Origin of the sequence: Streptomyces chattanoogensis (assembly GCF_001294335.1) — a bacterium.
GTDB lineage: Bacteria > Actinomycetota > Actinomycetes > Streptomycetales > Streptomycetaceae > Streptomyces > Streptomyces chattanoogensis.
The window spans coordinates 225,302-247,612 of the sequence record NZ_LGKG01000013.1 but is presented as its reverse complement, the minus strand read 5'-3'; the positions used below and the strand labels follow the sequence as shown (position 1 = coordinate 247,612).

The 22,311-nt window shown below is 70.5% G+C and carries 22 protein-coding genes and 1 pseudogene; 10 read left to right on the top strand and 13 right to left on the bottom strand.

What is annotated here, in order from left to right:
* Positions 1 to 7: 7 nt before the first annotated feature.
* The 3 genes from ADL29_RS05340 to ADL29_RS05330 form a co-directional block, all read right to left on the bottom strand.
* Complete coding sequence (locus ADL29_RS05340) at positions 8 to 787, bottom strand: ABC transporter ATP-binding protein (RefSeq protein WP_053922570.1); 780 nt, start codon at positions 785 to 787, stop codon at positions 8 to 10.
* Positions 787 to 1,830, bottom strand: coding sequence for a FecCD family ABC transporter permease (locus ADL29_RS05335; RefSeq protein ID WP_053922569.1), 1,044 nt, complete (start codon positions 1,828 to 1,830; stop codon positions 787 to 789). Before ADL29_RS05335 ends, ADL29_RS05340 begins: the two co-directional genes overlap by 1 nt.
* A gap of 224 nt (positions 1,831 to 2,054) precedes the next feature.
* Positions 2,055 to 2,642 carry a heme-binding beta-barrel domain-containing protein gene (locus ADL29_RS05330; RefSeq protein WP_053922568.1) on the bottom strand — a complete coding sequence of 196 codons (588 nt, stop codon included), beginning with the start codon at positions 2,640 to 2,642 and terminating at the stop codon, positions 2,055 to 2,057.
* A gap of 312 nt (positions 2,643 to 2,954) precedes the next feature.
* Here ADL29_RS05330 and ADL29_RS05325 point away from each other — a divergent pair, with 312 nt between their 5' ends.
* Positions 2,955 to 3,320 (top strand): DsrE family protein, encoded by a 366-nt coding sequence (locus ADL29_RS05325; RefSeq protein ID WP_053922567.1) that lies wholly within the window; start codon positions 2,955 to 2,957, stop codon positions 3,318 to 3,320.
* Positions 3,321 to 3,333: 13 nt separating this feature from the next.
* On the opposite strand, the gene ADL29_RS05320 is transcribed toward ADL29_RS05325, so the two are convergent.
* The 7 genes from ADL29_RS05320 to ADL29_RS44425 all read right to left on the bottom strand — a co-directional run bounded on the left by ADL29_RS05320 (position 3,334) and on the right by ADL29_RS44425 (position 7,648).
* The gene (locus ADL29_RS05320; RefSeq protein WP_046930907.1) at positions 3,334 to 3,564 is read right to left on the bottom strand and encodes a hypothetical protein; all 231 of its coding nucleotides are present in this window, start codon (positions 3,562 to 3,564) and stop codon (positions 3,334 to 3,336) included.
* A 169-nt stretch (positions 3,565 to 3,733) separates the two neighbouring features.
* On the bottom strand, positions 3,734 to 4,021 hold the full coding sequence (locus ADL29_RS05315) for a DUF1416 domain-containing protein (RefSeq protein WP_006603933.1): 288 nt from the start codon (positions 4,019 to 4,021) through the stop codon (positions 3,734 to 3,736).
* 51 nt (positions 4,022 to 4,072) lie between these two features.
* Positions 4,073 to 4,918, bottom strand: a complete 846-nt coding sequence (locus tag ADL29_RS05310; protein ID WP_053922566.1) for a sulfurtransferase — start codon at positions 4,916 to 4,918, stop codon at positions 4,073 to 4,075.
* 183 nt (positions 4,919 to 5,101) lie between these two features.
* Positions 5,102 to 5,209, bottom strand: a complete 108-nt coding sequence (locus ADL29_RS46480; RefSeq protein ID WP_387869396.1) for a putative leader peptide — start codon at positions 5,207 to 5,209, stop codon at positions 5,102 to 5,104.
* 216 nt (positions 5,210 to 5,425) lie between these two features.
* Positions 5,426 to 6,133 carry an LmeA family phospholipid-binding protein gene (locus ADL29_RS05305; protein WP_053922565.1) on the bottom strand — a complete coding sequence of 236 codons (708 nt, stop codon included), beginning with the start codon at positions 6,131 to 6,133 and terminating at the stop codon, positions 5,426 to 5,428.
* 185 nt (positions 6,134 to 6,318) lie between these two features.
* On the bottom strand, positions 6,319 to 7,374 hold the full coding sequence (locus tag ADL29_RS05300) for a hypothetical protein (protein WP_053922564.1): 1,056 nt from the start codon (positions 7,372 to 7,374) through the stop codon (positions 6,319 to 6,321).
* Positions 7,375 to 7,384: 10 nt separating this feature from the next.
* The gene (locus ADL29_RS44425) at positions 7,385 to 7,648 is read right to left on the bottom strand and encodes a MoaD/ThiS family protein (protein WP_244319084.1); all 264 of its coding nucleotides are present in this window, start codon (positions 7,646 to 7,648) and stop codon (positions 7,385 to 7,387) included.
* A gap of 150 nt (positions 7,649 to 7,798) precedes the next feature.
* On the opposite strand from ADL29_RS44425, the gene ADL29_RS05290 reads away from it, so the two are divergent.
* Positions 7,799 to 9,532, top strand: coding sequence for an ABC transporter ATP-binding protein (locus ADL29_RS05290; RefSeq protein ID WP_053922563.1), 1,734 nt, complete (start codon positions 7,799 to 7,801; stop codon positions 9,530 to 9,532).
* Positions 9,533 to 9,630: 98 nt separating this feature from the next.
* A pseudogene (locus tag ADL29_RS05285) lies at positions 9,631 to 11,295 on the top strand (ABC transporter ATP-binding protein); the annotation flags it as partial.
* 144 nt (positions 11,296 to 11,439) lie between these two features.
* On the opposite strand, the gene ADL29_RS05280 reads toward ADL29_RS05285, so the two are convergent.
* On the bottom strand, positions 11,440 to 12,039 hold the full coding sequence (locus ADL29_RS05280) for a TetR/AcrR family transcriptional regulator (protein ID WP_053922562.1): 600 nt from the start codon (positions 12,037 to 12,039) through the stop codon (positions 11,440 to 11,442).
* A 111-nt stretch (positions 12,040 to 12,150) separates the two neighbouring features.
* On the opposite strand from ADL29_RS05280, the gene ADL29_RS05275 reads away from it, so the two are divergent.
* Positions 12,151 to 13,047, top strand: a complete 897-nt coding sequence (locus tag ADL29_RS05275; RefSeq protein WP_053922561.1) for an NAD(P)-dependent oxidoreductase — start codon at positions 12,151 to 12,153, stop codon at positions 13,045 to 13,047.
* Here ADL29_RS05275 and ADL29_RS05270 read toward each other — a convergent pair.
* Complete coding sequence (locus ADL29_RS05270) at positions 13,019 to 13,918, bottom strand: alpha/beta hydrolase family protein (RefSeq protein WP_053922560.1); 900 nt, start codon at positions 13,916 to 13,918, stop codon at positions 13,019 to 13,021. The two genes, ADL29_RS05275 and ADL29_RS05270, sit on opposite strands and share 29 nt — an antisense overlap.
* Before the next feature lie 258 nt (positions 13,919 to 14,176).
* On the opposite strand from ADL29_RS05270, the gene ADL29_RS05265 reads away from it, so the two are divergent.
* The 6 genes from ADL29_RS05265 (at position 14,177) to ADL29_RS05240 (ending at position 20,829) form a co-directional block, all read left to right on the top strand.
* The gene (locus ADL29_RS05265; RefSeq protein WP_053922559.1) at positions 14,177 to 15,001 is read left to right on the top strand and encodes a response regulator transcription factor; all 825 of its coding nucleotides are present in this window, start codon (positions 14,177 to 14,179) and stop codon (positions 14,999 to 15,001) included.
* 24 nt (positions 15,002 to 15,025) lie between these two features.
* The gene (locus tag ADL29_RS05260; RefSeq protein WP_053922558.1) at positions 15,026 to 16,051 is read left to right on the top strand and encodes a LacI family DNA-binding transcriptional regulator; all 1,026 of its coding nucleotides are present in this window, start codon (positions 15,026 to 15,028) and stop codon (positions 16,049 to 16,051) included.
* 153 nt (positions 16,052 to 16,204) lie between these two features.
* Entirely contained in the window at positions 16,205 to 17,530 is a 1,326-nt protein-coding gene (locus ADL29_RS05255) for an RNA-guided endonuclease InsQ/TnpB family protein (protein WP_107094893.1), read from the top strand.
* The gene (locus ADL29_RS05250) at positions 17,527 to 18,600 is read left to right on the top strand and encodes a S1C family serine protease (protein ID WP_053922557.1); all 1,074 of its coding nucleotides are present in this window, start codon (positions 17,527 to 17,529) and stop codon (positions 18,598 to 18,600) included. Before ADL29_RS05255 ends, ADL29_RS05250 begins: the two co-directional genes overlap by 4 nt.
* 106 nt (positions 18,601 to 18,706) lie before the next feature.
* Positions 18,707 to 19,444: a response regulator transcription factor gene (locus tag ADL29_RS05245; protein WP_053922556.1), complete on the top strand. Its 738-nt coding sequence runs from the start codon at positions 18,707 to 18,709 to the stop codon at positions 19,442 to 19,444.
* On the top strand, positions 19,441 to 20,829 hold the full coding sequence (locus ADL29_RS05240) for a sensor histidine kinase (protein WP_053922555.1): 1,389 nt from the start codon (positions 19,441 to 19,443) through the stop codon (positions 20,827 to 20,829). The genes ADL29_RS05245 and ADL29_RS05240 overlap by 4 nt, the downstream gene beginning before the upstream one ends.
* A 9-nt stretch (positions 20,830 to 20,838) precedes the next feature.
* On the opposite strand, the gene ADL29_RS05235 is transcribed toward ADL29_RS05240, so the two are convergent.
* Positions 20,839 to 22,170 carry an LmeA family phospholipid-binding protein gene (locus ADL29_RS05235; protein ID WP_053922554.1) on the bottom strand — a complete coding sequence of 444 codons (1,332 nt, stop codon included), beginning with the start codon at positions 22,168 to 22,170 and terminating at the stop codon, positions 20,839 to 20,841.
* Positions 22,171 to 22,311: the final 141 nt, after the last annotated feature.

The following is a 22,311-nucleotide window of genomic DNA, read 5'->3' as shown; positions in this document are numbered from 1 at the left end:
AAGGACCTCATGAGGCGGACGGGGACAGGCGGTCGAACAGCAGCTGCGGGGCGCCCGTTTCGGGATGCCGTACGCGATGGGCGCGGACGCCGAACACCTCGGCCAGCAGCCCGGCGGTGAGCACGTCGTGCGGCGGACCCGAGGCGACGATGCGGCCGTGGGCGATGACATGGAGCTCATCGCAGTGCACGGCGGCCAGATTGAGGTCGTGGAGTGCGGTCAGCACCGTCAGCCCGCTCTCCCGCACCAGCGCCAGAACCTCCAACTGCTGGGCGATGTCCAGGTGGTTGGTGGGTTCGTCGAGCACCAGGACCTTGGGCTCCTGGGCCAGTGCGCGGGCGATCAGGACGCGCTGTTTCTCGCCGCCGGAGAGGGCGAGGAAGCCGCGGTCGGCCAGATGGGCCGCGCCGACCCGGGCCAGCATCCGCGTGCACACCTCGGTGTCGGCGGCGCTCGCCCGGCCGGAGCCGCGCTGATGCGGCAGCCGCCCCATCGCGACGACCTCGGCCACGGTGAAGTCGAACTCCGTGCTCGCCTCCTGCGGCAGCGCGGCCAGCAGCCGGGCGCCCTCGCGCGCATCCATGGCGTGCAGGTCCGCGCCGTCCAGCCGTACGGTCCCGGCGGCCGGCCGCAGCGCGCGGTACACGCACCGCAGCAGGGTCGACTTGCCGCTGCCGTTGGGGCCGACCAGGCCGATGAGCCGCCCGCTGTCGGCCCGTAGCGTGATGTCGTGGACGAGGCGGTTTCCGGCCACCGCGACGGACAGCCCCTCGATGTCGATCCGCATCAGGCACCGCCTCCGAAGGTGTAGCCGCGCCGCCGCATCAGCAGCACGAAGCAGGGCACGCCGATCACGGCGGTGAGCACGCCGACCGGCAGTTCCACCGGTGCCAGCAGCACCCGCGACAGCAGATCCACCCACACCAGCAGCACCGCGCCCAGCAGCGGGGCGACGGCCAGCACCCGGCGGTGGCCGGCGCCGACCAGCATCCGCGTCACATGCGGCACCATCAGTCCGACGAATCCGATCGCGCCGCTGACCGCGACCACCGCGCCGGTGACCGCGGCGGCGACCACGAACAGCTCGCGGCGCAGCCGCCCGGCGTCCACCCCGAGGGCGGCGGCGGTCTCATCGCCCATGGCCAGCGCGTTCAGCCGGCCGGCCGAGAGCAGCAGATGGGCCAGTGCGGCGGTCACCGCGGCCGCGGCGATCGGCAGCGAGCCCCAGCCCGCCCCGCTCAGGCTCCCGAGCAGCCACATCATCGCCGAGCGGGCCGCCTCGCCCCGGTCCGCGGTGAACACCATCAGCGTGGTGACCGCGGAGAAGCCGTAGTACATCGCGGTGCCGGTCAGGACCAGCCGCAGCGGGGTGAGCCCATGGGCCGTACGGGCGGCCGCGTACACCAGGGCCATGGCGATCAGTGCGGAGACGAACGCCGACACCGACAGCGCCCACACGCCCAGGGCGCCGAGCGCCCCGAAGAGGAGGACGGCATTGGCGCCGACCGCGGCGCCGGAGGAGATGCCGAGGACGAAGGGGTCGGCGAGGGCGTTGCGGACCAGGGCCTGGACGGCGACGCCGATGGCGGAGAGCCCGGCGCCGACGACCGCGGCCAGCAGGGCCCGGGGGAAGCGCAGCTCCCAGACGATGGTGTACGCGGAGACCTCGTCGGGCCCGATGGTGCCGCCGGTGAGCCCGGCGCCCAGATAGCGCAGCACCTGCGGCCAGCCGATTCCGGCGGCGCCGAGGCCGGTCCCGCACAGCAGCGAGCCGAGGAGGGCGAGGAGGAGCGCGGCCACCAGCGGGGTGGTGCGGACGGGGCGTGCCAAGGCGTACGCAATCGGCTCGGGCCGTGTCCGTACGCAAAGGAGCGGCGGGCCGTCGGCACGAGGCGGCGACGGCGGCGTCCCCTCGCAGTCCACGGCGAGTTGTCAGGATCCGGCGTCCCCGCGGGCGATCGGGCTTACGGAAGGGGCTTCCGTTTCACCGTTGCGGGTCAGCGCCGGACTCTCACCGGACTTCCCCCGCGGGGCGCGTCAAACGTGGGGTGGCGTCAGCCCTCGTAGGGCGTGCCGTCGGGCCGGAAGAAGGAGACCCCGTCCGGCATGTCGTCGGGCAGGCTCTCGGCCCACTGCTTGAGATCGGCGACCTTCTTCAGATGCGCCGACATGTAGGGGCGCAGCGGCACGTCCGGGGTGGCCTTCTCGCCGACCCACATCAGGTCGCTGTTGACATAGCCGTAGAGCCGCTTGCCGCCGCTGTACGGGCCGGAGGCCGCGGTGCGGGCGATGGCGTCGGTGGCCAGGTCGATCTGCGGCTTCTTGTCGGCCAGCTCGCCGTACCAGACCTCGACCACGCCCTGGTCGCGGATCATGACGACCTCGACCTTGCGGTCCGCGTCGACGCGCCAGTAGCCGCTCTCGGTCTCCAGCGGGCGGAGCTTCTTGCCCTCGTGGTCGAGCACCCAGCTGTGCGAGGTGTATTCGAGGAAGTCACGGCCGTCATGGGTGAAGGTGACCTCCTGCCCGAAGTTGCACTTCTCCGCGCCGGGGAAGTCGGCGACGCCGGCGCCCTCCCAGTTGCCGAGAAGGAAGGCGAGCGGCACCAGGGCCGGGTTCAGGTCGGACGGGATCTCGATCATGACAGCTCAGGCGATCTATAGAGAGGGGAGGGGGCTTTTCGGGGCGAGGGCCCTCGGGGCCGAGGGGGTCAGCGCTGGCCCTGGTACAGCTTCTTCCAGGTCAGGCCCGCGAAGGCGATCACGCCGACGGCGACCAGCACGAGCAGGGTGGTGAAGACTGCCTCAAGCACGAGCGCGCTCCTGGGAGTGAGGTGTAACGGAGGGACCGATGGTGAGTCTAGTCGGCGCCCGTCACGGCGGCGCTGTGAGGTCTTCCCCAAGTTCTGGAGGAGCAGGGACACCCCACGCAGACCCGCGGCCTACTCTTGCCGTATGGCGAAAAAGCTCGTGATCAAGGTGACGGCGGGGGCGGACGCGCCCGAGCGGTGCTCGCAGGCGTTCACGGTGGCGGCGGTGGCGGTGGCCAGCGGCGTCGAGGTGTCGCTGTGGCTGACCGGGGAATCGGCGTGGTTCGCGCTGCCGGGGCGGGCGGCCGAGTTCGAGCTGCCGCATGCGGCGCCGCTGCCGGAGCTGATCGACGGGATCCTCGCGGGTGGCGGGGCGATCACGGTGTGCAGCCAGTGCGCGGCCCGGCGCGGCATCGAGCAGAAGGATCTGATCGACAAGGCGGGCATCGCCGGTGCCCAGGTCTTCGTCAGCGAGATCATGCCGGAGGGCGTCCAGGCGCTGGTGTACTGAGGGCCCCGACGGCTTACCGGGGGTGCTGTTCGTCGTCCCGGTCGTCCAGCTCGCGCCACCAGCGGTCGGACTCCGGGTCGCCGCACTCGTCCCACCAGCGTTCCCCGGGCTCGCGGCGGTTGCCGATGATCGCCGCGACGGGCGGGATGACCATGGCGGCCACACACATCGCCACCGCGGCCGGTACGGACCACAGCCGCACCACGCTCCACGCCAGCACGAACAGCACCAGGCACACGCCCATCAGCAGGAAGTACCTGCGATGACGGCGTTGCGGCGCGGTCATCGGACGGTGCCCGTACATGCATCCACGGTAAATCCGCCGGCTGACGGATAACAGCCCGGAGGGCCGCACCCCGCGCAAGGCGTCCAAACCCTGGGGTGCGGCCCTCCGGCCGTGGTGATGCCGTGTGTCAGACGGCGATCGCGACCTCCGCCAGGCCGCCCTTCTGGGCGACGACGGTGCGGTCGGCGGTGCCGCCCGGGACGAGCGCACGCAGCGTCCAGGTGCCCTCGGCCGCGTAGAAGCGGAACTGTCCGGTCGCCGAGGTGGGGACCTCGGCGGTGAACTCGCCGGTGCTGTCCAGCAGGCGGACGTAACCGGTGACGGGCTCGCCGTCGCGGGTCACGCTTCCCTGGATGGTCGTCTCACCGGGCTTGATGGTCGAGGCGTCGGGGCCGCCTGCCTGTGCTCCACACATAGGGGTACTTCCTTGAGGGGTAAGGAGAAGCTCTTGGGGGAGCTCCGGTGATTACTTGTTGGCGCCGAGCTCGATCGGCACGCCGACCAGCGAGCCGTACTCGGTCCAGGAACCGTCGTAGTTCTTGACGTTGGTCTGGCCGAGCAGCTCGTGCAGCACGAACCAGGTCAGCGCGGAGCGCTCACCGATACGGCAGTAGGCGATGGTGTCCTTCGCCAGGTCGACGGACTCCTCCTCGTAGAGGGCCTTGAGCTCGTCGTCCGACTTGAAGGTGCCGTCGTCGTTGGCGTTCTTCGACCACGGGATGTTGCGGGCGCTGGGCACGTGGCCGGGGCGCTGCGACTGCTCCTGGGGGAGGTGAGCGGGCGCGAGCAGCTTGCCGCTGAACTCGTCGGGGGAGCGCACGTCGACCAGGTTGAGGCTGTCGATCGCGGCGACGACGTCGTCACGGAAGGCGCGGATGGAGGTGTCCTGCGCCTTGGCCTTGTACGCGGTGGCCGCGCGCTGGGGGACCTCGGAGCCGTCGACCAGGTCGCGGGAGTCCAGCTCCCACTTCTTGCGGCCGCCGTCGAGCAGCTTGACGCTGTCGTGGCCGTAGAGCTTGAAGTACCAGTAGGCGTAGGAGGCGAACCAGTTGTTGTTGCCGCCGTAGAGGACGACGGTGTCGTCGTTGGCGATGCCCTTGGCCGAGAGCAGCTTCTCGAAGCCCGCCTGGTCGACGAAGTCGCGGCGCACCGGGTCCTGGAGGTCCTTCTTCCAGTCGATGCGGACCGCGTTCTTGATGTGGTTCTTGTCGTAGGCCGAGGTGTCCTCGTCGACCTCGACGACGACCACCTTCGGGTCCTCGAGGTGGGCCTCGACCCAGTCGGCGTCCACGAGGACGTCGCTACGGCTCATCTTCTTCTCCTCCGGGGCAGTTGCGGGGGGCAGTGGCAGATTGCCCGCGGGTGCGCCGTATATGCGCTGCGGCACATTTGCCGGACCGAATCCGTACGGGGTGCTGCGCGCGGCGCTGCGCGGGGACATGCAGGGACGGCCCGAGGGGCCGCGCCGGGTGGCGACGGGGGAGCGGATTACCCGTCAGACAGGGCGACAGAGCATGGCGGCGACGCGGCACAGGTCCACTGCCCGCCGCTTCGTCAGTACCGCCTGCCTCCGTGGACGGAGACGGCTCAATGCGCTCTGCATGGGACCGATCGTAGGGACGGTCGGCCGGGCGTGTCACCGGCGTGTCAAATGGCGAGACGTGATTGTCCGCGTTGTGGGATGCGGTGCCGGGAGGAGGGGGTGCGGGCGGGTCCGCCGCGCCGGGTGCGCGGGTGGGGGGTCTGGCGTACGGACGGTGTCGTCTCAGTACGTGGACGCCCGTGGGGGGACTCCGCAGGCGGACGCCCGCCGCCGGGGTCAGCCGGGGAGCTTGACGTTCGTGCCGGAGGCGCTGATCGAGATGCCGTCCGACCTGGTCACGACCTTGTCCAGCGCGAGGTTGCCGGGCAGCTGGTCCAGCTTCCACACATGGTCGGTCTGCGAGCGCACGGCCGACTGGCAGGCCGCAAGGGCCCGGCACATCGCCGGGATCTCATCGGCGCGCAGCTTGACGGTGTTGCCGCTGACGGTGATCGAGCCGGTCACCTGGAGGTCGCTGACGAGCGGGATGCCGGAGACGTTCGGCGTGATCTTCACCTGGCTGCGGCCGTCCTTCTCACCGGCATAGCTGATCTTGACGCCGCCGCCCGCCGCCTTGGTCAGATCCGCGTACGTGATGTGGGCGTTCCCGGTCGCCGAGGCGGCGCTCTGGATCGAGGTGTAGTCGCTGCCCAGCGTGACGTCGTGGAACTGCGCGCTCAGCTTGTCCACCCGCAGGGTGCGCCCCTCGGCGCTGGTGGACATGCCGCCGAGCTCGGCGTCGACCTCGGTCAGATTGCGGCCGGCGATCTGGGTCAGGAACGGGAAGCCCTTGATCGAGACCTCCGGGGTCTTCGACAGCCCCTGACTGCTGCGTATCTTGTCCGCGGCCATGTCCTCGGCGTACCCCACGGCGACGCGGTCGCCGATCACGAGCAGCACGCCGAATATGACGACGATGGACAGCAGCACCTTCAGTGCACGCATCGAACCACTACCCCCACGCAAGGGCCGGACGCCGACGCCCGGCCACGTCATCAGAGCAATTGCGCATCGTGCAATTGCCGCAGGCCCCCGCCTGCGCACCGCCGACCCTAAACGAGTACGTCCGGTCGGCGCGTCCGGCCACCACCGGGAGAGCCGATCGCTCCCGGTGGCGGGCCGTCGGTCCGTCAGCCCAGCGCGCGGCCCAGGACGTACACCGCGGGCGCGGCGAGCGCCAGGGGCAGCGCCACACCGGCCGTCATGTGGACGAAGCGGGACGGGTAGTCGTAGCTGGCGACCCGCAGGCCGATCAGGGCGCAGCCGCCGGCCGCCAGGCCCAGCACCGCGCCGGGCGTCCCGAAGCCGGTCAGCTCTCCGGCGCCGATCCCGGCGCCCGCGGCCGCCACCAGGGCAACGGCCACCGAGACGAAGGACGGCAGCCGCAGCGCACGGGCGAGCGTCGCCACGGCGACCGCGGCGGCGCCGACCGTGACCGCGTCCGGGGCGGCGGCGAGCTGCCCGGAGGCGAGCACCGCGAGCGCGGTCGAGGTGAGGCCCGCGGTCAGCGCGTACATCCGCTCGTCGGCGCTGCTGCGGTTGCGCAGCTGGAGGACGAGGACGAACGCACACCACACGCCGAGCGTGCCGATGGCCACCACGGGCGCGTCCGCGCGCTCGGTGGCCAGCAGGGCGACATCGGTGGTCAGTCCGGCCAGGAAGGCGAGCGCGATGCCCTGGCGGGCGGGCCACATGCCGTTCAGCCGGAACCAGCCCGCCGCGGTGACCGCCTGCAGCAGCACCACCGGTACGGCCAGCACCGGCCGGGGCAGCTGCGCGCTCAGCCCGAGCAGCACGGCGAGCACGGCGGTCAGCGCGGCCGGCTGCATACCGGGCGGGATGATCGGGGACCGGCCCTCGAGACGGGCGCGCTGATTGGGCGCCAGATGTGCGGTGGAGGCGGGCGCCGGGCCGGGTGCGGGCGCGGCGGGCCGGGCCGGCTGCGGGTGCTGCCGGGCCTCCGGCTCCTCGGACGCCAGGGTGGCCTGGTGGTGCTGGGACGGCAGATACGCGGGGTCGGCCGGCGGCGGGGTGCCGTACGCATCCTGATGGCCGTACGCGTCGCCGCCGTACTGGCCGTTCCCGTTCCTGTTCCCGTACGACTCGCCGTACGGGGATCCGTACCCGGAGCCGTACGGCTCCCGCGGCGGGTATCCCGGGTACTGCTGCGGCTGGTTGTCGCTCATGTTCGTGTGCTCACCCTCCGGCGAACGGGGGCAGGACCTCGACCGTGCCGCCCTGGGACAGTTCGACCGTGGCATGGTCCCGGGATCCGACGGAGGTGCCGTTCACCAGGAAAGAGCAGCGCATGAGGACACGCGCGAACTCCGGGTTCGCGGCGTGTGCCGCGCGCGCCGCGTCCAGCGCCTCGGCGAGCGTGCCCGCCGCATACGGCTCCTCGGCCGTACCGGCCGCTGCCTTGGCCGCGGCCCAGTAGCGCACGGTGCCTGTTGTTGTCACGACGGCCCCTTCTCCTTCGTTGCCGCCTCCATCATGGCGTACGCGGCGACCGGCCCGGCTCTCGGCAAGGGCTGCGCAAAGGCGTGGGGGCGCCTCGCGCAAAACCGGATATTCAATTGCGCAAGGCATTTTTTCCCATAGGCTCACTGCGTGTTGGTCCGACTAGCGCGGGCGCATCTGCGGCCCCACAGGCGCTCGATATCTCTGATCGTCCTGCTCCAGCTGATCCAGACCCTGGCGAATCTCTATCTCCCGACCCTTAATGCCGACATCATTGACAACGGTGTCGTCAAGGGGGACACGGGATATGTCCTCCGCATCGGCGGCTTCATGATCGCGGTCACCGTGCTGCAGATCGTGTGCGCCATCGGTGCGGTCTATTTCGGCGCCCGTACGGCCATGGCGCTGGGCCGCGACATCCGCGCCGCTGTCTTCGACCGGGTGCAGTCCTTCTCCGCCCGGGAAATGGGCACCTTCGGCGCGCCGTCGCTGATCACCCGGACCACCAATGACGTCCAGCAGGTCCAGATGCTGGTGCTGATGACGTTCACGATGATGGTCTCGGCGCCGATCATGTGCGTCGGCGGTGTGATCATGGCGCTGAACCAGGACGTGACGCTGTCGGGCACGCTCCTGGTCATCGTCCCGGTCCTCGGGATCTTCGTCTCCCTGGTCGTGCGCCGGATGCGCCCGCTCTTCCGCGGGGTGCAGAGCCGTATCGACACCGTCAACCGCGTGCTGCGCGAGCAGATCACCGGCATCCGCGTCATCCGCGCCTTCGTCCGCGACCGGTACGAGCGCGAGCGGTTCGCCGGGGCCAACACCGGTCTCTACGACGTCTCGCTGCGCGTCGGCCGGCTGATGTCGATGATGTTCCCGCTGGTCATGCTGATCGTGAACCTCTCCAGCGTGGCCGTCGTCTGGTTCGGCGGACTGCGCATCGACAGCGGCGAGATGCAGATCGGCGCGCTGACGGCGTTCCTCAGCTACCTCATGTACATCCTGATGTCGATCATGATGGCGACGTTCATGGTGATGATGCTGCCGCGCGCCGAGGTCTGCGCCGAGCGCATCCAGGAGGTGCTGGCCACCGACACCAGCGTGGTGGCCCCCGAGCACCCCGTCACCGAGCTGCACCGCCGCGGCGAACTGGAACTCCGTAACGTCGAGTTCCGCTTCCCGGGCGCCGAGGAGCCGGTCCTCAAGGACATCTCGCTGACCGCCCGTCCCGGCGAGACCACCGCCGTCATCGGCTCGACCGGCTCCGGCAAGTCGACCCTCCTCGGGCTCGTACCCCGGCTGTTCGACGCGACCGGCGGCACGGTCCTGGTGGACGGCGAGGACGTCCGCACCCTCGACCAGGAAACCCTCGCCCGGGCCATCGGGCTGGTGCCGCAGAAGCCGTATCTCTTCTCCGGTACGGTCGCCACCAACCTTCGCTACGGCAATCCCGACGCCACCGACGACGACCTGTGGCACGCCCTGGAGACCGCCCAGGCGCGCGAGTTCGTCGAGCGGATGGACGGCGGCCTGGACGCCGCCGTCGCCCAGGGCGGCTCCAATGTCTCCGGTGGCCAGCGCCAGCGGCTCGCCATCGCCCGTGCGCTGGTCCGCAGGCCCGAGATCTATCTCTTCGACGACTCCTTCTCCGCCCTCGACTACGCCACGGACGCCGCCCTGCGCGCCGCGCTCTCCCGGGAGACGGACCGGGCCACCGTGGTGATCGTCGCCCAGCGGGTCTCCACGATCCGCGGCGCCGACCGGATCGTCGTGCTGGACGAGGGCCGGGTCGTCGGCACCGGCACCCACACCGAGCTGATGGCCGGCAACGAAACCTACCGGGAGATCGTGCTCTCCCAGCTCACCGAGCAGGAGGCGGCGTGACCACCGCGGACAGAAAGGCGGCCGCGCCCGAGGACCAGGAGGCGCCGAAGTCCGCGCCCCGGCGCGGACCCGCCCCGATGGCCGGGCCCGCCCGGATGATGGGCGGTCAGCCCACCGAGAAGTCGATGGACTTCAAGGGCTCCGGCAAGCGGCTGCTGCGCCAGATGAGACCCGAACGCGGCGTGATGGCCGTCGGGCTGCTGCTCGGCGTGGCGAGCGTGGCGCTGACCGTGGTCGCACCCAAGGTCCTCGGGCACGCCACCGACCTGGTCATGGCCGGCATCGTCGGCCGCCGGCTGCCCGAGGGGATCACCAAGGCCCAGGCCGCGGCGCAGCTGCGGGCGCACGGCCAGGGCGGGCTCGCCGACATGCTCGACGCGATGCCGGTCGTCCCCGGCCACGGCATCGACTTCGGTGCAGTGGGCACGGTCCTCCTGTGGACCGCGGTGCTCTACGCCGTGGCCTCCTTCTTCGGCTTCGTCCAGGCCCGGATCGCCACCCGCGTCGTCCAGCAGACGGTCTTCCGGATGCGCGAGCAGGTGGAGGAAAAGCTCGCCCGGCTGCCGCTGAGCTACTTCGACAAGCAGCAGCGCGGCGAGGTGCTCTCCCGGGCCACCAACGACATCGACAACATCCAGCAGACGCTGCAGCAGACCCTCAGTCAGATCGTGACGTCGCTGCTGACCATCGTCGGCGTCCTGGCCATGATGTTCTGGATCTCGCCGCTGCTGGCGCTGGTCGCGCTGCTCACCGTCCCGCTCTCCGTCCTGGTGGCCGCCAAGGTCGGCAAGCGCGCCCAGCCGCAGTTCGTCCAGCAGTGGAAGACGACCGGCAAGCTCAATGCGCACATCGAGGAGATGTACACCGGCCACTCCCTGGTGAAGGTCTTCGGCCGTCAGCGGGAATCCGCCGAGCTCTTCCGCGAGCAGAACGACGCGCTCTACGCCGCCGGGTTCAAGGCCCAGTTCATCTCCGGGATCATCCAGCCCGCGATGATGTTCATCGGGAACCTCAACTACGTCCTGGTGGCGGTGGTCGGCGGCCTGCGGATCTCCGCCGGTGCCCTGTCCATCGGTGACGTCCAGGCCTTCATCCAGTACAGCCGCCAGTTCAGCCAGCCGCTGACCCAGGTCGCCTCCATGGCCAACCTCGTCCAGTCCGGCGTCGCCTCCGCCGAGCGGGTCTTCGAACTCCTCGACGCCGAGGAGCAGGACCCCGACGCCGAGCTCCCGGCCCGCCCCGAGCACATCACCGGCCGGGTCGCCTTCGAGTCGGTCTCCTTCTCCTACTCCGCCGACAAGCCCCTGATCGAGGACCTCTCGCTGGCCGTCCACCCCGGCCAGACCGTCGCCATCGTCGGCCCCACCGGCGCCGGCAAGACCACCCTGGTCAACCTCCTGATGCGGTTCTACGAGGTCCGCGGCGGCCGGATCACCCTCGACGGCGTCGACATCGCCGCCATGTCCCGCGAGGAACTCCGCGCCAACATCGGCATGGTCCTCCAGGACACCTGGCTCTTCGGCGGCACCATCGCGGAGAACATCGCCTACGGCGCCCCCGAAGGCACCTCCCTCGACAAGGTCATCGAGGCCGCCAAGGCCACCCACGTCGACCGCTTCGTCCGCACCCTCCCCGAGGGCTACGACACCGTCATCGACGAAGAGGGCGGCAATGTCTCCGTGGGCGAGAAGCAGCTGATCACCATCGCCCGCGCCTTCCTCGCCGAACCCGCCATCCTCGTCCTGGACGAGGCCACCAGCTCGGGACCGCAGGACGGAGTCCGGAGGGCCGGCACCGCGGCCGACAACCAACCCCCGCCCGCCGCAGGCGCACCAGAGAAACCCCCACGGCGGGACAGCCGAAAACGTACGGCCCAGGCAAAGCGCAGCGGACCGGCAGCGGAGGGTTCAGCGATAGCTGCGGATCAGTCGCGCCAGGTGTCGCCCGGCAACCCGCAGCGGCTCGTCGTCGCGCAGCACCTGGGCGCTGACCTCGGCGCCGCCCAGGGTGTTGACGACGGTGGCGGCCAGTTCGCGGGCATCCGGGTCGGGGATGCCGGAGGCGCGCAGCTTGTCGTGGACGGCGGCCTGCCAGCTCTGGAAGGCCGCGGCGCAGACGCGCTGGATCTCGGGGCTGGTCCCGGAGGTCTCCAGGGCGGTGGTGGTGACCGGGCAGCCGTCGGCCCAGTCGGAGGCGCGCAGCGCGTCGGCGAGGGCGTCGAACACGGCGGGGACCGCCTCGGCCGGGTCCTCCTTGACGGCGAGGGCCGCGCGCAGCATTTCGGCGAACTCCCGGTCGCTGTGCTGGATCGCCGCAATCGCCAACTCCTGCTTCCCGCCGGGGAAGAAGTGGTACACGGAGCCCAGGGTGGCCCTGGCCTCGCGGGCGATCTGCTTGATGCCGGTGCCCTCGTAGCCCTGGTGCTGGAGCAGCCGGGCGGCGGTTTCGAGGATGCGGTCGCGGGTGCCGCGCGCGTCGCCGGCCCGGTCGTCCTGGGTCTTCTGCATTCCCTCACCCTAATTGAGTAGAGCGATCGTTCCAGTGCTGTGCTAGGTTCACCCCAGCTCTGGATAGAGCGTTCGTTCTAGTGACGTCCAGTCACTCCGGGAGGGGTATTCATGAGCCACGCGAGCAACACGAACAACACGAACAAGCAGGCGGTGACGGTCATCGGACTCGGTCCCATGGGGCGGGCCATGGCCGCCGCATATCTGAAGGCCGGGTACGCCGTCACCGTGTGGAACCGCACCACGGCCAAGGCGGACGAGCTGGTGGCCCAGGGGGCGGTACGGGCCGCGACACCGGCCGAGGCGCTGGCGGCCAACGAGCTGGTGGTGCTGAGCCTGACCGACTACGACGCGTGCCACGCCGTGCTCGACGGCGCCACCGCCGCGCTGGCCGGCCGGGTCCTGGTCAACCTCACCTCCGACACCCCGGAGAAGGCCCGCGCCGCCGCGCAGTGGGCGGACGGGCACGGCGCCCGCTACCTCACCGGAGGCGTGCAGGTCCCGCCGCCGCTCATCGGGCAGGAGGGCGCCGCGACCTTCTACAGCGGACCCCGGGAGGTGTTCGAGACCCACCGGGCCGCCCTGGAGGTGCTCACCGCCGCCGACTACCGCGGTACGGATCCGGGCCTCGCCCAGGTCTACTACCAGGCACTGATGGCCATGTTCTGGTCGTCCATGACCGGCTATCTCCACGCCGTCGCGCTGATGCGGGCGAACGGCATCACGGCCGAGGAGTTCCGGCCGCACGCCCTGAAGGCGGCCGATGTCTCGTACTTCATCGGCGAGATGGGCGCGCGGCTGGACGTGGACCGGCACAACACCGGGGCGGACCGGCTGGCCATGGACGCGGCCAGCGCCGACCACGTGGTGCACACCCTGAAGGACGCGGGCCTGGACACGGAGGTGCCCGCCGCGCTCGCCTCCTTCTTCCACCGGGGCGTGGCCGCGGGGCACGGCGAGGGGAGCTTCACCGGCCTGATCAGCGTGCTGGAGCGGCCTGCCGGGTGATCCATCCCGCGATCCGGGCCAGCAGTTCCCCGTCCGCCGCGTTCTCCGCATGACCGAAGCCCGGCTCGATCCACAGCTCCGTGGACGAGGGGTCGGCGGCGGACATCAGCATCCGGGGGTGGTCCAGCGGGAAATACGGGTCGCGGTCTCCGTGGACGAGGAGGAGGGGGGTGGGGGAGATGAGGGGGGCGGCCTCGGTGGGGGAGAGGGGGACCGGGTCCCAGTCCTCGGAATGGATGCGGGTGCGCAGGCCGAGGCGGGAGACGAGGCGGCCGGCGGGGCGGGTGACGGCCCAGTGGACGCGCCGCATCGGGGCGGTGCCGCGGTAGTACCAGCGGGCCGGGGCGCTGACCGAGACGACCGTGTCGGCGTACGCACCCGTGCGCTCCTCGTGCGCCCCCTGGCCGTGAAGCGGTGCCGGACGGCCGTAGAGAGCCGCATGCCGCAGGACGACCGAGCCGCCCATGGAGAAGCCGACGGTGGCGACCCGGCGGTGGCCCAGCGAGCGGGCCCACCGGACCGCGGCGGCGAGGTCGAGGACCTCACGGTCGCCGACGGTGGACCGGCCGCCGGAGCCCCCGTGACCGCGGAACGAGAACGAGATCACGTCCGCATGCTGGGAAAACGCCGCGGCGGCGCGACGGAGTGCGGGCCGTTCGAGGGCACCGGTGAAGCCGTGTGCGAGGACGATGGCCAGCCCGTCGCGGGCGGCGCGGGTATGCGGCGCCGGGCCCGGAATCATGGGCCTGCGCGGGGTGTACGCGGCCTCGATCCGGACGCCGTCCTCCGTCAACAGTGCCGCCCGATGACCACTCGAAGTGATCGACGGAACACAAGAACGCGCAAAATCGGCCTCGGGTCCGGAACTCATGTGAGCTATTCTGCTGGGCAAGAAGGATCCGGGCAGCGTAGCCCCCGGGTCCTTTTGTGCTTTCAGTCACGAGCCGCGCGACTGGTGAACCGAGAGCATCCGTACGAAGCAGTGCCGCAGACTCCCCCGGCCCCGGCCGGGTGGTGCCCCCGTCGCAGGGACCGAGGAGGAACCAGACGTCATGGGCAAGCGAAGCAGGCAGGACCGTGAGCAGCCGCACAGGGTGAAGCACGCCGAAAACCGGGTAGGTGGTCGGAAGTGAGTTCGCTTCTGCTGCTGACCAATGCACTCCAGCCGTCGACCGAGGTGCTCCCGGCGCTCGGCCTGCTGCTGCACAGCGTGCGGGTGGCCCCCGCCGAGGGCCCGGCCCTGATCGACACCCCCGGCGCCGACGTCATACTGATCGACGGCCGCCGCGATCTTCCGCATGTCCGGTCCCTGTGCCAGCTGCTGCGGTCCACCGGACCCGGCTGCCCGCTGGTGCTGGTGGTGACCGAGGGCGGACTGGCCGCCGTCACCGCCGACTGGGGCATCGACGACGTCCTGCTGGACACGGCGGGCCCCGCCGAGGTGGAGGCGCGCCTCCGGCTGGCGATGGGCCGCCAGCAGATCACCACCGACGACGGCCCCATGGAGATCCGCAACGGCGATCTCTCGGTCGACGAGGCCACCTACAGCGCCAAGCTCAAGGGCCGGATACTGGATCTGACCTTCAAGGAGTTCGAGCTGCTGAAGTATCTGGCGCAGCACCCGGGCCGGGTCTTCACCCGCGCCCAGCTCCTGCAGGAGGTGTGGGGCTATGACTACTTCGGCGGTACGCGGACGGTCGATGTGCATGTACGGCGGCTGCGCGCGAAGCTCGGCCCCGAGCACGAGTCGCTGATCGGTACGGTCCGTAACGTCGGCTACCGCTTTGTGACGCCGGAGAAGGCGGAGCGGGCGGCGGAGGACCGGGCGAAGGCCGCCGACGGCGCCGCGAAGGCGGCCTCGGACGACCGGGGGACGCCGCGGGACGGCGGCGGCTCCGGGAAGGCCGCCGCGGCACCTGCCGAAACCGTGACCCGCGGGCCTGCCTCCCGGTAGGACCACCCGCGTAGACTGCCGCGCGTGGCCAAGGTGACGCGGGATGATGTGGCAAGACTGGCGGGTACGTCCACCGCCGTCGTCAGTTACGTCATCAACAACGGACCAAGGCCGGTCGCCCCGGCCACGCGCGAGCGGGTACTCGCCGCGATCAAGGAGCTCGGCTACCGGCCGGACCGGGTCGCGCAGGCGATGGCGTCCCGCCGCACCGACCTCATAGGCCTGATCGTGCCGGACACCCGGCAGCCGTTCTTCGCGGAGATGGCCCATGCCGTGGAGCAGGCTGCCGCCGAGCGCGGAAAGATGGTGCTGGTCGGGAACGCCAACTATCTCGACGAGCGCGAGGTGCACTACCTTCGCGCGTTCCTCGGGATGCGGGTGTCCGGGCTGATCCTGATCAGCCAGGGCCCGAGCGAGCACGCCGCCGCCGAGATCGACGCCTGGGACGCCCGGGTGGTGCTGCTGCACCGGCGCCCGGATGCCATCGACGACGTGGCCGTGATGACGGACGACATCTGGGGCGCGCAGCTGGCGACCCGGCATCTGCTCGAGCACGGCCATCCGTACGTCGCCTTCCTCGGCGCTACGGAGGAGACCCCGAAGTCCGGCGACCCGGTCACCGACCACGTCGAGGGCTGGCGGCGGGCCATGCTGGAGTCCGGGAAGTCGCCGGAGGGCCGCTATTTCCAGGCGGCGTACAACCGCTACGACGCCTACCAGGTCGCCCTGAAGCTGCTGGCAAGCCCGCAGCGGCCGCCGGCGATCATGTGCGCCACCGACGACCAGGCGATCGGCGTGCTGCGGGCCGCCCGGGAGCTGCGGATCGATGTGCCGGGCGGGCTGGCCGTCGCGGGCTTCGACGACGTGAAGGAAGCCGGGCTGACCGATCCCCCGCTGACCACCGTCGCCTCGGACCGCCAGGCGATGGCGCGGGCGGCGGTGGACCTCGTCCTGGACGACGGCCTGCGGATCGTCGGCTCCCGCCGTGAGCGGCTGCGGCAGTTCCCGTCGCGGCTGGTCGTACGGCGGTCCTGCGGCTGCGACGCCTGACCGGACCGCCGGGTTCCTTACCGGGGTTCTTGCAGAAGGCCCCGGCGTTCACGCCGGGGATAAATGCTTCTCAGACTGCTCTGACCTGCACTGTTGCGTGAGCGTTCGTTCTGGTCGGGAGCGTTGTCAGTGGCCTCGGATAGCTTGTTGGCCATGCAGCTGCGCTACTCCTACCGGGCTTACCCGGACGCCTCCCAGCGTCGTGCGCTGGCGCGTGCGTTCGGGTGCGCTCGTGTGGTGTGGAACGACTGCCTGCGCGACCGCAGGGAAGCGCACGCGGCCGGGCTGCCGTATGTGAAGTCGGCGGACTTATCCCGGCTCCGTATCACCCAGGCCAAGCGGACGGAGGAACGTGCCTGGCTCGCCGAGGTGTCGGCGGTCGTCCTGCAACAGTCCTTGCGGGACCTGGATGCCGGCTACAAGAACTTCTTCGACTCCCTCAAGGGCAAGCGCAGGGGACCAAAGGTCGCGCCGCCCCGATACAAGTCGAAGAAGGACACCCGCCAGTCCATCCGCCTGACTACCAACGCGTTCTCCGTACGGGACGACGGCACGGTGTTCGTGGCCAAGGCCGGCGGCATCAAGGTCAAGTGGTCCCGGCCGCTGCCGGCGGCGCCCACGTCTCTGACCGTCACACAGGACTCCTGTGGCCGGTATTTCCTGAGCTTCGTGGTGGACACCGAACCCGACATCCTGCCCGCCCTGGACACCGAAGTCGGCATCGACCTGGGCCTGTCCACCTTCGCCGTCCTCTCCGACGGCACCCGCATCCACTCTCCGAAGTTCCTGCGCCGCGCCGAGAAGAAGCTCAAGCGGTTGCAGCGGGAGTTATCCCGTAAGGCGAAAGGATCGAAGAACCGGGCCAAGGCTCGTATCAAGGTCGCGCGGCAGCACGCCCGGGTGGCCGATCGGCGTCGGGACTGGCATCACAAGGCCTCCACACAGATCATTCGCGACAACCAAGCGGTGTATGTGGAAGACCTCGCGGTGTCCGGGCTCGTCCGTACCCGGCTGGCCAAGTCGGTGCACGATGCCGGATGGTCGGCGTTCGTCGGCATGCTGGCGTACAAGGCGGTCAAGCACGGCCGGTACTTCGGGAAGATCGGACGCTTCGAGCCGACCTCCCAGGTCTGCTCCACATGCGGCGTCAAGGACGGCCCGAAGCCCTTGCACGTGCGGGAATGGACGTGCAGGGAGTGCGGGACCGTCCACGACCGTGACGACAACGCTGCTCAGAACACCCTGGCCGCCGGACGGGCGGACAGGCTAAACGCCTCGCGGAGCGCAGGTAAGACCGGGACGAAAGTCCCGGCACAGCGCGGTGAAGCAGGAACACACCGAGACGGTCACACGACCGTGGCAGGAACCCCCGACCTTCAGGCCGGGGGAGACGTCAAACCGGGCATACCCACTTCTGCTGGGACTCTCAGGGCGTTCTCAGACGGTTCTCATGGACCGGGCGCAGAGTATTCATCATGACCGACAGCTACCGCCGAAGCGGCGATGAGATGCCACAGGACCGGCCGTACGCATACGGCAGCGAAAACGGCAGCGAAAACGGCACCGAGCACGGCACCGGCTTCGGACGGGCGGTTCCGCCGCCGCCCCCGTACGCGCCCGGACCCGCGCCCGGCCCCGTGCCCGCAGAGCCGCGGCGGAAGGTGCGCCGGCCGGTCGCGCTGATCGCGGCGGTGGCGCTCGTCTCCGGCCTCATCGGGGGCGGCAGCGCGGCGCTGATCGCCGGTGCGACCGCCCGGCAGAACCAGAGCGGCGCCGCCACGCCACTCGTCAACGCGGGCCAGAAGAGCGGCAGCGGGGTCTCGGCAGTGGCCAAGGCGGTCAGCCCGGCGATCGTGGAGATCAAGGCGCGGACCGCGACCGGGGTGTCCACCGGGTCCGGTGTCGTGATCACCGGCGACGGTGAGATCGTCACCAACAACCATGTGCTGTCCGGTGCGGACACGGTGAGCGTCACCTTCAGCGACGGCAGCCGGAAGACCGCCAAGGTCGTCGGCACCGACCCCGACAAGGACCTGGCGCTGATCAAGGTGCGCGGGGCCAAGGGCCTGACCGCCGCCTCGCTCGGTGACTCCGACAGGATCGCGGTCGGTGACCCGGTCGTGGCGATCGGGTCCCCGGAAGGGCTCACCGGGTCCGTGACCAGCGGTATCGTCTCCGCGCTCAACCGGGATGTGACCGTCCCCAAGGAGGAGAGCCAGGGCCGCCAGGACCCGCGGGGCGGCTGGCCGTTCGAGTTCGGCGGCAACGAGTACAACGGCGACACCGGCTCGTCGAAGACCTCGTACAAGGCCATCCAGACCGACGCCTCGCTCAATCCGGGCAACTCCGGTGGCGCCCTGATCAATCTGCAGGGGCAGATCATCGGCATCAACTCCGCGATGTACTCGCCGAGTTCGGCCTCGAGCAGCGCGTCGGGCGGCGCGGCGGGCAGTGTCGGTCTCGGATTCGCCATACCGGTCAACACCGTCAAGGCCGACCTCGACTCGCTGCGGGACGGCGGGAGCGGCGGCAGCAACACCGGAGTCTGACGGCTCTCCGGGGTCACCCCGTGCAAGGCTGGAGACAGCCGTCCGTTCCTCCCCCGTGCCTTAAGGGCATGGGAGGTACCCCCTTCCACCCGAGGTAACCACGCACATGAGCCCCGCCGAGCACGGTGATCAGCCCGCCCGCATCCTGATCGTCGACGACGAGCCGGCCGTCCGCGAGGCGCTGCAGCGCTCGCTGGCCTTCGAGGGCTATACGACGGAGCTGGCGGCCGACGGTCTGGAAGCGGTGGAGAAGGTCGCCGCCTACGGCCCCGAACTGATCGTGCTGGATGTGCTGATGCCCCGGATGGACGGGCTGACCGCCGCCCGGCGGCTGCGGGCGAGCGGGGTGACCGTACCGATCCTGATGCTGACCGCGCGCGACACCGTCGGCGACCGGGTCACCGGCCTGGACGCCGGGGCCGACGACTACCTGGTCAAGCCGTTCGAGCTGGACGAGCTGCTGGCCCGGATCCGCGCGCTGCTGCGGCGCAGCTCGTACGCGACGGCGGCCGGTGCGCGGCCCGACGAGGGCGAGACACTGGCCTTCGCCGATCTGCGGATGGACCTGGCGACGCGTGAGGTGACCCGGGGCGGCCGCCCGGTCGAGCTGACCCGTACCGAATTCACCCTGCTGGAGATGTTCCTGGCGCATCCGCGGCAGGTCCTCACCCGCGAGCAGATCCTCAAGGCCGTCTGGGGCTTCGACTTCGAGCCCACCTCCAACTCGCTCGATGTGTATGTGATGTACCTGCGCCGCAAGACGGAGGCGGGCGGGGAGCCGCGGCTGGTGCACACGGTGCGCGGGGTCGGCTATGTCCTGCGGGCGGAGGGCGGCGCGGAATGACGCGCTGGTACAGCCGGCTGCCGCTGCGGTCGCGGCTGGCGATGCTGGTGGGGCTGGCGGTGGCGGTGGCGGTGGCCGTCTCGGCCGCGGCGTGCTGGGTGATCACCCGGGACCGGCTCACGGGGCAGCTGGACGACACCCTCAGCTCGGTCACGGACGAGGCGAATGTCGCGAAGCTCTACGCGTACTGCCAGGGTCAGCCCCAGTCCTACGCCCCCACGCCGTACACCATCCGGCTGATCACGGCGACCGGCGCGGTCTGCCACGACCCGGACAAGCCCAGGATCCCGGTCCAGCGGGCGGACGTACTGGTGGCCGAGCGGCAGCCGACCAGCAGTGTGCGCACCGTCCGGGCCGAGAACGGCACCGAGATGCGGGTCTACGACAGGAGCGCCCAGGACACCGACGGCAACCGGCTGGCCATCTCCATCGCCACCCCCATGGACCAGGTCACCCAGCCCCTCAACCAGCTCGCCCTGGTCCTCCTGCTCGTCGCCGGAGTCGGGGTGCTCGGCGCCGCGACCGCCGGACTCTGGGTCGCCCGCGCCGGACTGGAACCCGTCGACCGGCTCACCGACGCCGTCGAGCACATCGCCCGTACCGAGGACCTGACCACCCGCATCCCGGTGGACGGCGAGGACGAGATCGCGCGTCTGTCGCGCTCCTTCAACTCCATGACCGCCGCACTGGCCGCCTCCCGCGACCTCCAGCAGCAGCTGATCGCGGACGCGGGCCATGAGCTGCGGACGCCGCTGACGTCGCTCCGCACCAACATCGATCTGCTGGTGCGCAGCGAGCAGTCCGGCCGCCCGATCCCGGCCGCCGACAAGGAGGCGCTGCTGGTGTCGGTGAAGGCGCAGATGGGAGAGCTGGCGGCGCTGATCGGCGACCTCCAGGAGCTGTCCCGGCCGGAGCGCGGCCCGGCCGCCGTCGAGGTCGTCGCCCTGCACGACATCGTCGGCTCGGCGCTGGAGCGCGCCCGGCTGCGCGGCCCGTCCCTGAGCATCACCGCGGACCTCGACCCCTGGTACGTACGGGCCGAGCCCGCCGGACTGGAGCGGGCGGTGGTCAACCTCCTCGACAACGCGGTGAAGTTCAGCCCGCCCGGCGGCTCCGTCGAGGTCCGGCTGGCCGGCGGTGAACTGACCGTACGGGACCACGGCCCCGGGATCCCCCAGGACGAACTCCCACATGTCTTCGAACGGTTCTGGCGCTCCCCGTCCGCACGCAGCCTCCCCGGCAGCGGGCTGGGCCTGTCGATCGTGGCGCGTACGGCGGAGCAGGCCGGCGGTGCGGTACGGCTGCGGTCCGCCGACCTCGGCGGTACGGAGGCGGTGCTGACCCTGCCCGGCGCGGCGACGCCGCCGCCGGAGATGCCCCGGTAGCCGGGTCCGCTACCTCCGGCCCTTCTTGGCCGCATCCCCGAACGGCAGGTTCGCCCCCGCCAGATCGGCGCGGATCCCGTCCTCCTCGACGGAGATGTTGCGCAGCCGGATGTCGCCGGGTGTCTTGGGCAGTTGGAAGGACAGCGAGAGCTGGTCGGCGAGCTGGGGCTTGGTCAGTCCGGTCAGGGTGCCGAGAATCTTCGGGTCGATGCCGACCTTCTCCAGCAGCCAGGGGTGGTCCACCACCACATCCACCAGATTGACCTTCATCAGCTTCTCGATGAAGCGCGGCGAACCGGTCAGCTCGTGCAGCTTTTCCTCGTCGTGCAGCGCCAGGTCGATATACGCCTGGGGAATGCCGATGCGCTGTGCGATCGCTGGAATGCCCAGCATCGCCTTGGCCTTGGCGGCCTCGCGGCTGAGCTGGGTGGCGGCCTTGCGGGTCAGCCGGAGGCCCTCCTCCTTGCCGGTGCCCGGGCGGTAGACGGCGACATCGCCGATGTCGAGGCGCATCCGGCTGATGTCGGTGGAGATCCCCCGGTCTCCGGCCCGCCGGATCCGCGCCTCGGCCCGCACGCGCAGGCGGTGGCCGGCGATCGGCAGCTGCCCGTCGGCCCGGACCGTGTCGCGCCCCATCTCGCTGAACTTCACCTGCGAGGCGCCCAGTTCGCGGTTCATGTCGTCGAAGGCGAGCAGCACGCTGCCGTGCATACGGCCGATCGTGGCGCCCTTGATGGAGGTGGGCAGATCGCCGTCGATCCGGATGTCGTCCGCGGTCGCCGTGAACTTCGCCAGCGAGACCCGGTCGGCGGCCAGGTCGGGAATGGTGACGTCCACGCGGTCGAGGTGCTTGTCCAGGACCTGGGTGAGGAAGGGGAAGCCCTGGATCTCGACTTCCGGAGCGGCCGTCAGATGCAGTGCGTCCTTCAGCTTCTCCTGGGTCTTGTTCTGCGCGTAGAGCACCGCGAACCGGTCGAAGAGGGCCAGGAACGCCGTGCACACGACCGCGGCCACCAGCAGCTTCACGGTGATCGGGACGGCGGCGAAGCGGCTGATTCCGCGCTTTCTGCGGCGGTGGTTCGGCGGCGTCCACTGCTCGTCCTCGTCGTCCGAACGCAGTCCGAGCCCCAGGGGATCGTCGCTGTCGTCACGTTCGTTGAGGTAGGTGCGGCGAATCGGCCCGAATTCCGGCTGGGGCTCCGGCTCCGGTTCCGGCTCGGGGTCGGCGAGGGCGGCGAGGTCCGCGTAAGGGTTGATCTTTTCCATCTCACGGGTGTCGCCGGGCGAGGGCGACGGGGAAGGCGAGGGCGAGGGTGAAGGTATGCGTGTGGGGGTTCGCATCCGAACATCTCACCACGAGCGGAACCCTTGTCCGCAACTCCTACCGGCAGTATGTGACGTACGCGAAAGTTGCTCCGCGGGCTTGGCGCAAATTTGTCACGCCGTTGAGGTGGTCCGAACCGGCGCCGTACGACAGGAACA

Excerpts from the sequence above, each read along its gene's own strand:
- ADL29_RS05340 (WP_053922570.1), bottom strand. The coding sequence starts at position 787 with ATGCGGATCGACATCGAGGGGCTGTCCGTCGCGGTGGCCGGAAACCGC.
- ADL29_RS05330 (WP_053922568.1), bottom strand. The coding sequence starts at position 2,642 with ATGATCGAGATCCCGTCCGACCTGAACCCGGCCCTGGTGCCGCTCGCC.
- ADL29_RS05325 (WP_053922567.1), top strand. The coding sequence starts at position 2,955 with ATGGCGAAAAAGCTCGTGATCAAGGTGACGGCGGGGGCGGACGCGCCC.
- ADL29_RS05320 (WP_046930907.1), bottom strand. The coding sequence starts at position 3,564 with ATGGGCGTGTGCCTGGTGCTGTTCGTGCTGGCGTGGAGCGTGGTGCGG.
- ADL29_RS05315 (WP_006603933.1), bottom strand. The coding sequence starts at position 4,021 with ATGTGTGGAGCACAGGCAGGCGGCCCCGACGCCTCGACCATCAAGCCC.
- ADL29_RS05310 (WP_053922566.1), bottom strand. The coding sequence starts at position 4,918 with ATGAGCCGTAGCGACGTCCTCGTGGACGCCGACTGGGTCGAGGCCCAC.
- ADL29_RS46480 (WP_387869396.1), bottom strand. The coding sequence starts at position 5,209 with ATGCAGAGCGCATTGAGCCGTCTCCGTCCACGGAGGCAGGCGGTACTG.
- ADL29_RS05305 (WP_053922565.1), bottom strand. The coding sequence starts at position 6,133 with ATGCGTGCACTGAAGGTGCTGCTGTCCATCGTCGTCATATTCGGCGTG.
- ADL29_RS05300 (WP_053922564.1), bottom strand. The coding sequence starts at position 7,374 with ATGAGCGACAACCAGCCGCAGCAGTACCCGGGATACCCGCCGCGGGAG.
- ADL29_RS05280 (WP_053922562.1), bottom strand. The coding sequence starts at position 12,039 with ATGCAGAAGACCCAGGACGACCGGGCCGGCGACGCGCGCGGCACCCGC.
- ADL29_RS05275 (WP_053922561.1), top strand. The coding sequence starts at position 12,151 with ATGAGCCACGCGAGCAACACGAACAACACGAACAAGCAGGCGGTGACG.
- ADL29_RS05270 (WP_053922560.1), bottom strand. The coding sequence starts at position 13,918 with ATGAGTTCCGGACCCGAGGCCGATTTTGCGCGTTCTTGTGTTCCGTCG.
- ADL29_RS05255 (WP_107094893.1), top strand. The coding sequence starts at position 16,205 with ATGCAGCTGCGCTACTCCTACCGGGCTTACCCGGACGCCTCCCAGCGT.
- ADL29_RS05250 (WP_053922557.1), top strand. The coding sequence starts at position 17,527 with ATGACCGACAGCTACCGCCGAAGCGGCGATGAGATGCCACAGGACCGG.
- ADL29_RS05245 (WP_053922556.1), top strand. The coding sequence starts at position 18,707 with ATGAGCCCCGCCGAGCACGGTGATCAGCCCGCCCGCATCCTGATCGTC.
- ADL29_RS05240 (WP_053922555.1), top strand. The coding sequence starts at position 19,441 with ATGACGCGCTGGTACAGCCGGCTGCCGCTGCGGTCGCGGCTGGCGATG.
- ADL29_RS05235 (WP_053922554.1), bottom strand. The coding sequence starts at position 22,170 with ATGCGAACCCCCACACGCATACCTTCACCCTCGCCCTCGCCTTCCCCG.